The 12,222-nt window shown below is 73.0% G+C and carries 8 protein-coding genes and 1 pseudogene; 4 read left to right on the top strand and 5 right to left on the bottom strand.

Going from position 1 to position 12,222, the window contains the following annotated elements; translation table 11 throughout:
* Positions 1-79: 79 nt before the first annotated feature.
* The 4 genes from GA0074704_RS03815 to purS are packed head-to-tail and all read right to left on the bottom strand — an operon-like array spanning position 80 to position 4,691.
* On the bottom strand, positions 80-859 hold the full coding sequence (locus tag GA0074704_RS03815) for a 2-phosphosulfolactate phosphatase (RefSeq protein WP_377471059.1): 780 nt from the start codon (positions 857-859) through the stop codon (positions 80-82).
* Positions 840-3,725: a phosphoribosylformylglycinamidine synthase subunit PurL gene (gene purL, locus GA0074704_RS03810; protein ID WP_088969210.1), complete on the bottom strand. Its 2,886-nt coding sequence runs from the start codon at positions 3,723-3,725 to the stop codon at positions 840-842. Before purL ends, GA0074704_RS03815 begins: the two co-directional genes overlap by 20 nt.
* 22 nt (positions 3,726-3,747) lie before the next feature.
* Positions 3,748-4,431: a phosphoribosylformylglycinamidine synthase subunit PurQ gene (gene purQ / locus GA0074704_RS03805; protein ID WP_088969209.1), complete on the bottom strand. Its 684-nt coding sequence runs from the start codon at positions 4,429-4,431 to the stop codon at positions 3,748-3,750.
* Positions 4,428-4,691 (bottom strand): phosphoribosylformylglycinamidine synthase subunit PurS, encoded by a 264-nt coding sequence (gene purS, locus GA0074704_RS03800; RefSeq protein WP_088969208.1) that lies wholly within the window; start codon positions 4,689-4,691, stop codon positions 4,428-4,430. The genes purQ and purS overlap by 4 nt, the downstream gene beginning before the upstream one ends.
* A gap of 372 nt (positions 4,692-5,063) precedes the next feature.
* On the opposite strand from purS, the pseudogene GA0074704_RS03795 reads away from it, so the two are divergent.
* Positions 5,064-5,676: pseudogene (locus tag GA0074704_RS03795) on the top strand (YbjQ family protein).
* 71 nt (positions 5,677-5,747) lie between these two features.
* On the top strand, positions 5,748-6,851 hold the full coding sequence (locus GA0074704_RS03790) for an IS30 family transposase (RefSeq protein WP_088968606.1): 1,104 nt from the start codon (positions 5,748-5,750) through the stop codon (positions 6,849-6,851).
* A gap of 83 nt (positions 6,852-6,934) precedes the next feature.
* Here the strand turns inward: GA0074704_RS03790 and purB are convergent, their stop codons facing one another.
* Positions 6,935-8,359 (bottom strand): adenylosuccinate lyase, encoded by a 1,425-nt coding sequence (gene purB / locus GA0074704_RS03785; protein ID WP_088973426.1) that lies wholly within the window; start codon positions 8,357-8,359, stop codon positions 6,935-6,937.
* Between the two features lie 186 nt (positions 8,360-8,545).
* Here purB and GA0074704_RS03780 point away from each other — a divergent pair, with 186 nt between their 5' ends.
* Both GA0074704_RS03780 and GA0074704_RS03775 read left to right on the top strand, forming a co-directional pair.
* A complete protein-coding gene (locus GA0074704_RS03780) occupies positions 8,546-10,840 on the top strand; it encodes a right-handed parallel beta-helix repeat-containing protein (protein ID WP_172880393.1) in 2,295 nt (764 codons plus the stop codon).
* Between the two features lie 37 nt (positions 10,841-10,877).
* Positions 10,878-12,065: a PKD domain-containing protein gene (locus tag GA0074704_RS03775; RefSeq protein ID WP_088969206.1), complete on the top strand. Its 1,188-nt coding sequence runs from the start codon at positions 10,878-10,880 to the stop codon at positions 12,063-12,065.
* Positions 12,066-12,222 lie beyond the last annotated feature (157 nt).

Raw genomic sequence — 12,222 nt, 5'->3', positions numbered from 1 at the left:
GAAGCCCCGCCGACACGTACGACAGCGGTGGCCGTCCCGACCGGGGCGGCCACCGCTGTCTGGTCCCGCGGTGGAGCGGTCAGGCGGCGGTGAAGACGCCCTGACGCAGCACCGGCACCACGGTGGAGACGCCCACCTGGACCGCCACCTCGACGTCCTGCGCGAAGCCGCCCTCGACGAGCTCCCGCCCGGAGACACAGCCCCGCACGGCGGCGGGCACGTCCGGGGTGCTGGCCAGCGCGGCGAGCGCCATCGCCGCCTCCACCGAGAGCCCACCGGGCACCCCGGAGACGGCGTCCAGGACGCAGGCCGCACCGAGCTGGTCCTCCACCGCCGGACGCAGTGACCCGTCGGGCCAACGCTCGCCGGAGGCGACCACCCCGATCGGGGTGTCGGTGGCGCCGTACCCCTGCTGGCGGAGCCAGCGGCCGACCGCGCGGGCGTTGCGCAGGCAGGCGGCGACCACCGGAAGGCCGGTGGCGCTGGCCGCCGCGCTGATCGCCGAACCGTTCGGGGAGGGCAGCACCAGGTCGGAGACGACCGGGGCGCGGCTCAGCGCCGCGGGCGAGAGGGACCACGGCTGCTCGGGGGTGGTCCGGCGCCGGCCGACCGCCGCCACCGCGCCTACCCGGCGGGCGTACTCGGCCGCCTGTTCCCCCCAGGGGAAGGGGTGCACCCGCATGCCGCGAGCGACCGCCACCTCGACGGCGGTGGTGAACGACAGCACGTCCACCACCACCAGCACCGCGCAGACGCGGCCGAGTTCCGCCGCCCCGGCCAGCCCCCAGTCGAACCGGGCGCCGGAGCCGGGCTGGCCGTAGACGGCGGCGGCCACCGCGTCAGCGCTGTTGAGGCGCACCGGCTTCCGTGCCGTCGCCGGAGTTGGCGTGCGGCAGGCCGTCCCGCTCGGCCGGCGGAACCGTGCCGTCCGTCCCCGGCTCACCGGCCGGGGCCTCGTCGGTGTCCGGCCCGTCCGCCGCGGCCTCGGCCACGGGCTCGACGGCCGGCGACTCCGGCTGCTCGCCGGCGGCGACCGGCCCGTCGACCACGGGCGACCCGGCGGGCTCGTCGCCCCCGACCGGTCCGACCGGTTCGTCGACCGTCACCGGCGCGGCCGCCTCAGCCGGGGCGGCCGATTCGCGGGCCTCGTCGACCGTGGCCGCTCCGTCCACCGCTCCCGGCGCGTCGACCGTCTCCGGCGCCGTACCGGCCGCGACCGCGGAGGCCACCGGCGCCGCGACGGCGGCGGCCGGCTGCGCGACCGCGGCCGGCGGGGTCGCCTCGGCACCGCCGAACAGCTGCGGCAGCGTCGAGGTGTGCGCCGTGTGCAGCTCGTCCAGACCGACCCGGAACTGGCCGTACACCTCGAGGGCGCCGCCGGCCGGGTCGGTCACGCCGATGTGCTCCCACGGCACGTTCCGCTCGGCGCAGAGCGCCGTGAAGGCCTTCTCGTGGCCACGCGGCACCGAGACCAGCACCCGGGACGAGGACTCGCTGAACAGGTAGACGAACGGCATCGTGCCGCCGGCGAACCGCTCCGGCACCACCACCCGCGCGCCGACGCCCCGCCGCAGGCACGACTCCACCAGGCTCTGCGCCAGGCCACCGTCGGAGAGGTCGTGCGCCGAGCTGAGGTGCCCCACCCGGGCCGCCTCGGCCAGCAGGTCGGCCAGCTGCCGCTCGCGGGCCAGATCCACCATCGGGGGTACGCCACCGAGGTGCTCGTGGGTCACCCAGGCCCACTCGGAGCCGGAGAGCTCCACGTGCGTCTCACCCAGCAGGAAGATCTGGTCGTGGTCCCCCGCGGCCCGCGGGACGAAGCCCATCGGCACCCGCTCGGCCACGTTGTCCAGCACGCCGAGCACACCCACCACCGGAGTGGGGTGGATCGCCGCCGCACCGGTCTGGTTGTAGAAGCTGACGTTGCCACCGGTCACCGGGATGCCCAGCTCCAGGCAGCCGTCCGCGAGACCGCGCACGGCCTCGGCGAACTGCCACATCACGCCCGGGTCCTCCGGGGAGCCGAAGTTCAGGCAGTTGGTGACGGCGATCGGCTTCGCGCCGGTCACGGCGACGTTCCGGTACGCCTCGGCCAGCGCCAGCTTGGTGCCGTGGTACGGGTCGAGGCGGGCGTACCGGCCGTTGCCGTCGACCGAGAGGGCCACGCCCAGGCCGGTCCGCTCGTCGATCCGGATCACGCCGGAGTCCTCCGGCTGCGCCAGCACGGTGTTGCCCAGCACGTACCGGTCGTACTGCTCGGTGACCCAGGTCTTGTCGGCCAGGTTCGGCGACGCGATCATGCGCAGCAGGGTCTCCCGCAGCGCGTCCGGGTTGGCCGGCCGGGGCAGCGTCTCCGCCCGGTCGGCCTGGAGCAGGATCAGGTCGGCCGGCTCGCGCATCGGGCGCGCGTAGACCGGACCGTCGTCGACCAGGGAGCCCGGCGGCACGTCCACCACCAGCTGGTCGCGCCAGGTGACCACGAGGCGCCCCGGCTGGCCGTCCTCGGACGGCGCGGTGACCTCACCGATCGCGGTGGCCCAGACGCCCCACTTCTCGGCGGTCTTGAGCACCGCCTCCAGCTTCTCCGGGGTGACCACCAGCAGCATCCGCTCCTGGGACTCGCTGGCCAGGATCTCGTGCGGCTCCATCGAGGCCTCGCGCAGCGGGACCCGCTCCAGCCAGACCCGCATGCCGGTGCCCGCCGACGCGGCGGTCTCGGTCAGCGCGCAGGTCAGCCCGGCGCCGCCGAGGTCCTGGATGCCGACGACCAGCTCGGCGTCGTACAGCTCCAGGCATGCCTCGATCAGGAGCTTCTCCATGAACGGGTCGCCCACCTGCACCGACGGGCGGCGCTGCTCGCTGCCCTCGTCGAAGGTGGCGCTGGCCAGCACGGACACGCCGCCGATGCCGTCCCGGCCGGTGCGGGCGCCCATCAGCACCACGACGTTGCCGGGGCCGGTGGCGTCCTTCTTCTGCAGCCGGTCGACCGGCAGCACGCCCAGGCAGAGCGCGTTGACCAGCGGGTTGCCCTGGTAGCAGGGGTCGAAGACGACCTCGCCGCCGATGTTGGGCAGGCCCAGGCAGTTGCCGTAGCCGCCGACACCGGCGATCACCCCGGGCAGCACCCGGGCGGTGTCCGGGTGGTCGGCCGCGCCGAAGCGCAGCGGGTCCATGACCGCCACCGGGCGGGCGCCCATGGCGAGGATGTCGCGGACGATGCCGCCGACACCGGTCGCCGCGCCCTGGTACGGCTCGACGAAGCTCGGGTGGTTGTGCGACTCGACCTTGAAGGTGACCGCCAGCTCGTCGGAGATCTGGACGACGCCGGCGTTCTCGCCGATGCCGGCGAGCAGCCGGTCGCTCGGCGGGGCCTTCTCACCGAACTGGCGCAGGTGCACCTTGCTCGACTTGTAGGAGCAGTGCTCGCTCCACATGATCGAGTACATGGCCAGCTCGGCCTGGGTGGGACGACGGCCGAGGATGTGCCGGATCCGGTCGTACTCGTCGTCGCGGAGGCCCAGCTCGGCGTAGGGCTGGAGCTCTTCCGGCGTGGCGTCGGCGCGCCCCACGGTGTCCACGCCCGCGGCCCAGTCGTCGGCCGGGGCCGCTTCGGTGCGCCGCCCGGCGTCGACCGGGCCGGCCTGCGGCACCACTGCGGTCGCCTGCGGCTCCGCCGGGACGGCGTCCGGGGTCTCCCGCACGGCCTGTTCCGGATGGGTGGTCATGACCTCTCCTCGCTGCGCTCGCTCACGCCGGGGCCCCCACCAGGTGCTTGAGCACCGAGGTGAAGAAGCCGAGACCGTCCAGGGAGGGGCCGGTGAGCGCCTCCACGGCGTGCTCGGGGTGGGGCATGATGCCGACGACGTTGCCGGCGGGGTTGGTGATCGCCGCGATGTCGCGCTGCGAACCGTTGGGGTTGCCGCCGACGTAGCGGGCGACGACCCGCCCCTCGGCCTCCAACTGGTCCAGCGTGGCCGGGTCGGCGACGTAGCAGCCCTCGCCGTTCTTCACCGGGATCAGGACCTCCTGGCCGGGCTGGAACGCGTTGGTCCAGGCGGTGCCGGCGGACTCGATCCGCAGGACCTGGTCACGGTTGCGGAAGTGCAGGTGCTGGTTGCGGGTGAGCGCCCCGGGCAGCAGGTGCGCCTCGCAGAGGATCTGGAAGCCGTTGCAGATGCCGAGCACCGGCAGGCCACCGCGGGCGGCGTCGACGACCGTCTCCATCACCGGGGCGAACCGGGCGATGGCGCCACAGCGCAGATAGTCGCCGTAGGAGAACCCGCCGGGCAGGACGACGGCGTCCACCCCGTGCAGGTCCGGGTCGCCGTGCCAGAGTCGGACCGGCTCCGCGCCGACGATCCGGACGGCCCGGGCGGCGTCCCCGTCGTCGAGCGAGCCGGGGAACGTGACCACACCGACCCGGGCGGTCACGGGTGCGCGCCCGCGGTCTCGTCGGCCTCGACCAGCTGGACGGTGAAGTCCTCGATGACCGGGTTGGCGAGCAGTTTGTCGGCGATCTCCCGGGCCCGGTCCAGGTCCGGCTCTCCGGTGAACTCGATCTCGATCCGCCTGCCGATCCGAACCGAGGCGACGTCATCGACGCCGAGCCGGGGCAGCGCGTTTGCGACGGCCTGGCCCTGAGGATCGAGGATCTCGGGCTTGAGCATGACGTCGACGACGACGCGAGGCACTGGGCACTCCTGACTGTGTACGCAGTTGGGTGCCGGCCCGACAACGGGCGAGCGGAGCCAGCCTACCTGGCAGATACCGCCCCGGACGCACCGGCCGGGCGCGGTTCGGGCAGTGATCGGCGTAACCGGCCACACTCGGCTGCGTGGGGTGCCCCGTCCGGCGCGGAACGTGCCCGGACCAGGGCTTTCGTAGCGTACGAGGTAGCCAAATCGTTACATCGGCCCGACTCGATCGGGAGCGGTGGCGCCCGCCATACGATAGACGGCGGTCAGTGCCGCAAGCGTCCGGGAAGCCGGGGATTCGCCCCGGTCCGCCCCACGCGCCCGCAACTGCGGCTTCTCGGCACGTCCGGCCCGCCGGCGACCCGTTCGGTGACGCTCCGCCCCGACCGGCCCGTTCGGCACCCCTGCGCCGACACGGCCCGACAGGTGCCCGGCGTCCGGCGCGCCTCGTTTCGCAGCATCCGACGGGCCGGCCAGGCACGCCGGAACGGCCCCTGCGGGCCCTGACAGCATCGGAGGCGTGCTGGTGGTGACGACTGATCAACTGCCCGGCTACGAGATCCGCCAGATCCTCGGCGAAGTGGTGTCGTCGATGGCGAGGACGCGGAACCCCTACCGCGAGGGGGTCAAGAACCTGCGCGGCGGCGCCTACGACCCACTGGCGCCGGACAACCTGACCCGGTGGCGGACCGACTCGGTGGCCCGCCTCGGCGAGGAGGCCCTGCGACTCGGCGCGAACGCCGTGATCGGCATGCGGTTCGACAGCCGGGACTGCGGCGAGATGTGGATGGAGATCTGCGCGTACGGCACGGCGGTCATCGTCGTACCCAAGACACCGGACGTCATGCCGCCGGACCAGCCGGCCATCGCGGCCGAGACCGCCCACGAACCCGGCTTCACCGAGGCCCCCGGCGGCATCGCCGAGCCGGCGAGCGCCCCGAACCTCACCTCCGCCCCCGACACCCCCACCCGCGGTTCCTGACCCACCCGGGGGCCCACCGCCGTTGATCATGAAGTTAGCGGCGGTTCTGGAGAGGCGGTTTCTAGGCTTCAGTGCAACTGATCTTGGTTGGGCTGGAGGTGCTGGTGGCGAGGCCGGGTGTGTTGACGTTCGGGCATCGGCAGGTGTTGGAGCATCTGTGGGGGGTTGGTCGGACGATCTCGCAGATCGCGGGGGTTCTCGGGGTGCCGGTGTGCACGGTGTCGCGGGAGGTGGCGCGGAACAACAGTGCGCGGCACGGGACGAAGAACCCGCTGGGGCGGTCACTGCCGCATGGGCGGGGGCGCCGCCCGTATCGGTGGGGTTATCAGGCGCAGTGGGCGCAGCGGCGGGCTGACGCGGCCAGGCGGCGGCCGGCGAGGGCGAAGCTGGCGGTCGGTACGCGGCTGCGGCAGGTGGTGGCGGGGAAACTGGCCCGTAGGTGGTCTCCGAAGCAGATCGCCGCGTGGTTGCGGACCACGTTCGCCGACCGGCCGGAGTTGCAGGTGTCCCACGAGACGATCTACCAGGCGATCTACGTGCAGTCGCGAGGCAATCTGAGGGCCGAGTTGACCCGGCAGGTAGCGCTACGGTCGGGACGCACCCAGCGGCGTCCGCAGTCACGTGCCGCGGGCGCCGCTCGCCGTCGGCGGCCCTGGATCGCAGACCTGCACATCAGCACCCGGCCCGCGGAGGTCACCGACCGGGCGGTGCCCGGGCACTGGGAAGGTGACCTGGTCATCGGCAAGGCCGGCGCCTCAGCGATCGTGACCCTGGTGGAACGAGCCACCCGTTACGTGATGCTCGGCGCCCTACCCCACGGCCGCGACAGCGAAGCCGTCATCGGTGTGCTCACCAACCTGGCCACCCGCATGCCCACGCACCTGCGCCGGTCGCTGACCTGGGACCAAGGCGTGGAAATGGCCACCCACCCCGTGTTCACCGTCGCCACCGGCTGCCCGGTCTACTTCTGCGACCCCCACAGCCCCTGGCAACGCGGCACCAACGAAAACACCAACGGGCTGCTACGCCAGTACTTCCCCAAGAGCAGCTACGACTTCCGCACCATCGACCAGAACGGCTTGGACGAGGTCGCCCACGAACTCAACACCCGCCCCCGACAGACGCTGGACTGGAACACCCCAGCCCAGCGTCTGGCTCACCTCATCACCGCCTAACGATTGCACTCACCCCTTGACCCCGCCAGATCGACATCGCCGCCAACTTCATGATCAACGGGCCGGGGCGGCCGGAGAGGGGGTCAGAGGATGGGGGGTGGGGTGTAGGCGGCGGCCTGGGGGTGGGTTTCCACGATCTTCGCGATGCGGGCGGTCACCCGGGCGACCTGGGCCTCGGCGGTGCCGGTGAAGGCGGCGCGATCGGTGACCAGGGCGTCGATCTCGGCGCGGGTCAGGCCCAGCCGGGTGTCGGCCGCGAGGCGGTCGAAGAGGTCGTTCTCCGGGGCGCCCTTCTCGCGCATGGCCAGCGCCACGGCGACCGCGTGCTCCTTGATCACCTCGTGGGCGACCTCCCGGCCGACGCCCCGGCGCACCGCACCGACCAGGATCTTGGTGGTGGCCAGGAACGGCAGGAAGCGCTCCAACTCCCGGTTGATCACCGCCGGGTACGCCCCGAACTCGTCGAGCACGGTGAGGAAGGTCTGGAAGAGCCCGTCGGCGGCGAAGAACGCGTCCGGCAGGGCCACCCGGCGGACCACCGAGCAGGAGACGTCACCCTCGTTCCACTGGTCGCCGGCCAGCTCGCCGACCATCGACAGGTAGCCCCGGATGATCACCGCGAAGCCGTTCACCCGCTCCGAGGAACGCGTGTTCATCTTGTGCGGCATGGCGCTGGAGCCCACCTGGCCGGGCTTGAAGCCCTCGGTGGCCAGCTCCTGGCCGACCATCAGCCGGATCGTGGTGGCCAGCGACGACGGCGCGGCGGCCACCTGGGCCAGCGCGGAGAGCACGTCGAAGTCCAGCGAGCGCGGGTAGACCTGGCCGACGCTGTCCAGCACCCGCGCGAAGCCCAGGTGCCCGGCGACCCGGCGCTCCAGCTCGGCCACCTTGTCGGCGTCGCCGTCGAAGAGGTCGAGCTGGTCGGCGGCGGTGCCCACCGGCCCCTTCACGCCGCGCAACGGGTAGCGCTCGATCAGGTCGTCCAGCCGCTCGTACGCGATCAGCAGCTCCTCGGCGGCCGACGCGAAGCGCTTGCCCAACGTGGTGGCCTGCGCGGCGACGTTGTGCGACCGGCCGGCCATCACCAGGCCGGAGTACTCGGTCGCGTGCCGGGCCAACCGGGCGAGAGCGGCCACCACCCGGTCCCGGATCAGCTCCAGCGAGCGGCGCACCTGGAGCTGCTCGACGTTCTCGGTGAGGTCCCGGGAGGTCATCCCCTTGTGCACGTGCTCGTGACCGGCGAGCGCGCTGAACTCCTCGATCCGGGCCTTCACGTCGTGCCGGGTGACCCGCTCCCGCTCGGCGATCGACGCCAGGTCGACCTGGTCGACCACCCGCTCGTACGCCTCGACCACCCCGTCCGGCACCGGCACGCCCAGGTCTCGCTGGGCCTTGAGCACGGCGAGCCAGAGCTGCCGTTCCAGGCGGATCTTCTGCTCCGGCGACCAGAGGGCGGCCAGCTCGGGGGAGGCGTACCGGTTGGCGAGCACGTTCGGGATCGTCGTCACGTACCGCATTCTCCCGCACCGGCCGCGGCGGCCCCGGACCGGGCGACCGCGGCGACGGGGCGACCCCGCCCTCGCCAGCTGTCCGGTATGCGACATGCGGTGGGACAGCAACCCGACGGTTCGGACGGGACGATCGGAAGCACCGATTCCGGACCGTCCGATTCGTTGCTCTCGTCGAGGAGACGCATGCGGCGCTCGCCCCTCGCCGGCCTGACCGCCTTCGCGGTCGCCGGTGGCACCCTGCTCACCGGCCCCCCGGCGTACGCCGCCGCCTCCTACCGCTACGTCGCGCAGAACTCCGCGTCGTGCTCGGACACCGGCCCCGGCACGCAGGAGCAGCCCTACTGCACCATCGGGGCCGCCGCGGCCGCGGCGACGGCCGGGACGGTGGTCAGGATCGGCTCCGGCACCTACCGGGAACGGGTAACCGTCCCGAGGTCCGGCACCCCGGACCTGCCGATCACTTTCGAGGCCACCGGCGCCGGCGCCGACCGACCCTGGCTGGCCGGTGCGACCGCCGGCTTCGTCGTCGACGGCCAGCACGACATCGTCCTCCGCAACGTGCAGGTCAGGGAGGCGACGACAGGCGCCGTCCTCGACGTCCGGAACGCCTCGACGGTGCTCCTCGACGGCGTACGGGTGGAGGTGCCGTACCGGTCCGCCGCCCAGGGCATCCGGCTCGCCGGCGCCTCGGGGGTGACCGTTCGGCAGTCCTACCTCGCCACCCACCTGGCGGCCGTGACCATGGACGCCGCGACCAGGGGGGTGACCGTCGCCTCCTCCCGGTTCTGGGGTCAGAACACCGACACGGGGACCGGCACGGGCGTCGAGGTCGCTGGCTCCGGTGTCACCGTCGCCGGCAACGAGTTCCACAACTGGAGCGAGGCCGCCGTGGCGACCGGGTCGGGTGCGGCCCGGGCGGTCGTGGTCAACAACGCCATCGAGGGCTGGTCCGGCCGGGGCGTCGTCGACCGCGCCACCGGCACGATGATCAGCAACAACGACGTCGTGACCTACTGCGCAGACGGGATCCGGATCGAGGGCACCTCCACCGGCGCCTCCGTGCAGAACAACGTCGTCAGGCGGGCCTACGCCCAGCAGGGCATCGCCTGCGACGGGCCGGGCGTCGCCATCACCGTCCTGGGGGCCGCCCGACCGGTCACGACCGTCGACTACAACAACACGTACGCCAACGGCCCCACCTACTCGTGGGACCACACCACGATGGACCTGGCCACCTTCCGGGGCGTCTCCGGCCAGGCCGCCCACGACCGCCACACCCAGCGGCCGGTGGACCGGCAGGACTCGGCCAACTCGGCCGCCCCCGGCTACCCGGCCACCGACCAGATCGGGCAGGCCCGGGCGGACAACCCGAACGTGCCGAACAGCGGCACCGGCCCGGTCACCTACGCCGACCGCGGGCCGGTCGAGACGATCGTGCGTCCCCAGGCGGAACTGGGCCTCGCGCTGGACCTCGGCACCCTCGCGGTGACCGCCGACGCCGCCGCGTCCACCCCGGGCTGGTTCCCCCTCGCCAGTTACCGCTTCGACTTCGGCGACGGCACCGTGGTCACCCAGTCCAGCCCGAAGGCGACCCACCGCTACGCCGACCCGGGCACCTACCGGGTCGCCGTGCGCGTCGCGGGCACCGACGGCAGCACCGCCGAGACGGCCCGATCGGTGAGCGTGCTGCGCCGGGTCGGCACCGTCGGCCTGCTGGCCCGCAGCAACCTGCGGTACGTCGCCCCGCTGCTCGATCAGTCCCTCGGGCTGCGCGCCGACCACTACGGCGTCGACTCGGTCGACAAGTTCGACGTGGCCGACACCGGCAACGGCGCCGTCGCCCTCTTCTCCCGGTCCCGGCAGCGGTACGTCTCGGCCGACGACAACGGCAACGGCCGGGTCCTCGCCGACGACCTGGCCGCGACCGGCGCCCGCCGGCTCACCCTGATCCGTAATCGGGACGGCTCGACCAGCGTCCGGACCAGCAGCGGCAGATACCTCAGCACCTCCGGCAGTGGCGGCACCCTCCAGGCCGCCGGCACGACGATCAGCCGGTTCGAGCAGTTCCACCTGGTCGACGTGGCCAACGCCAACCGCACCCTGAAGGCCCGCGCCAACGGCCGCTACGTCACCGCCTCCAGCACCGCCGCCACCCCGCTGATCGCCAGCGCCACAGGCGTCGGGGTGGCCCAGCGCTTCGACCTCGTCGAGCTGAGCAACGGCAACTACGGCGTGTTCGCCCGGGCCAACAACCGCTTCGTCACCGCCGCCTCGCTCGGCACCAAGCCGCTGGTCAACACGGTCGTCGTACCCGGTCGCTGGGAGGAGCGGTTCAACTTCGTCCGCAACCGCGACGGCTCGACCAGCATCCAGAGCGCCGTCAACGGCCGCTTCGTCACGGCCGACGACGCCGGCGCCGGTCCCCTGATCGCCAGGGCCGTCAACATCACCTCCTGGGAGCAGTACACCCTCGGCTGACCTCCCCCCACACCTCCGAATCAGATCGAGGACCCACATGCGCAGATCGTCCCTTGCCCGCCGCACCGCGCTCGCGGTCGCCGGCCTCAGCCTCCTCGCCGCCACACCGGCACATGCCGCCGCTCCCGTGGACCGGGCCGGCGTCGTCGACTCCGCCGCCCGGGGCGCCCTGGCCGACGCCGCGGGCCCCCAGGTGGACCTGGACATCACCATGGATCTCCAGTCGCTCCGGGTCAGTCTCATCGGCTACCACTCCCAGCCCGGCGACGCGCCGATCACCTCGTACCGGGCCACGTTCGGCGACGGCACCGCGGAGACGTCCGACTCCCCCGTCTTCAGCCACAACTACACCGAACCGGGCGAATACCAGGTCAGCCTCACCGCCACCGACGCGGAGGGCCGCAGCGACAGCGCCACCCGGACGGTCAGCGTGCTGCGCTGGCTCAGCCGGGGCTATCTGCTGGCCCGCAGCAACCTGCGATACCTCTCCCCGCTCACCGAGGGCTCCGGGCTCCAGGCCTACCGCTACGGCGCCGAGTTCCTCGCCAAGGTCGACTTCGCCGACGCCGGCAACGGCCAGGTCGCGATGTACTGGTACGGCCAGCCCGGTTACCTGACCGCCGACGTGGACGGCTCGGGCCAGGTCGGGACGGGCGCGCCGAACGTCCTGCGCGGCGGCCGGTTCGCCATGATCCGGAACCGGGACGGCTCGTACAGCGTGCGGGCCGGCAGCGGCCGGTACCTCAGCACCTCCGGCTCGGGCGGCCTGGTGCTCGCGAACAAGACCACGATCAGTCGCTTCGAGCAGTTCCAGCGGGTCGACGCCGCCGACGGCAACCGGCAGTTCGTGGCCCGCGCGAACGGCCGGTACGTCAACGCGTCGAAGACCGCCTCCCCGCCGCTGATCGCCAACGCCACGCAGGGTCTCGTCGGTCAGACCTTCGACCTGGTCGCCTTCGGCGGCGGCCAGTACGCCCTGTTCGCCCGGGCCAACAACCGGTTCGTCACCGCCGACGCGTCCGGCACGAAGCCGCTGGTCAACACCAAGGTCGTCCCGCTCACCTGGGAGCGGTTCGTGCTGGTCCGCAACAGCGACGGCTCGGTGAGCCTGCGCTCGGTCGGCAACGGCCGCTACGTCACCGCCGAAAGCGCCGGCGCGAAGCCGCTGATCGCCCGGGCCGGCCGGATCGGCGCCTGGGAGCAGTACAGCCTGCGCCACCGTTAGGGCTGCTGCTGACCTCGTACCGACCACCGCCCGCCAGGCCGCGCGCCTGGCGGGCGGTGGCGTTGGCCGGGGGGAGCGGCGTCCGTTATGCCGGGCGGGGCGCCGCGCCGCCCGACCGGGCTGGGATCATGGACGCAGTTGCTTCCGGCGTCAGCCG

The organism is Micromonospora siamensis, from assembly GCF_900090305.1.
GTDB classification, from domain to species: Bacteria; Actinomycetota; Actinomycetes; order Mycobacteriales; family Micromonosporaceae; genus Micromonospora; species Micromonospora siamensis.
The sequence above is the reverse complement of the archived record's forward strand: the minus strand, read 5'-3'. Positions and strand labels throughout refer to the sequence as shown.

Bases quoted from the DNA above. Each gene is read 5' to 3' on its own strand.
- purL (WP_088969210.1), bottom strand. From the start codon at position 3,725: ATGACCACCCATCCGGAACAGGCCGTGCGGGAGACCCCGGACGCCGTC.
- GA0074704_RS03780 (WP_172880393.1), top strand. From the start codon at position 8,546: ATGCGGCGCTCGCCCCTCGCCGGCCTGACCGCCTTCGCGGTCGCCGGT.
- GA0074704_RS03775 (WP_088969206.1), top strand. From the start codon at position 10,878: ATGCGCAGATCGTCCCTTGCCCGCCGCACCGCGCTCGCGGTCGCCGGC.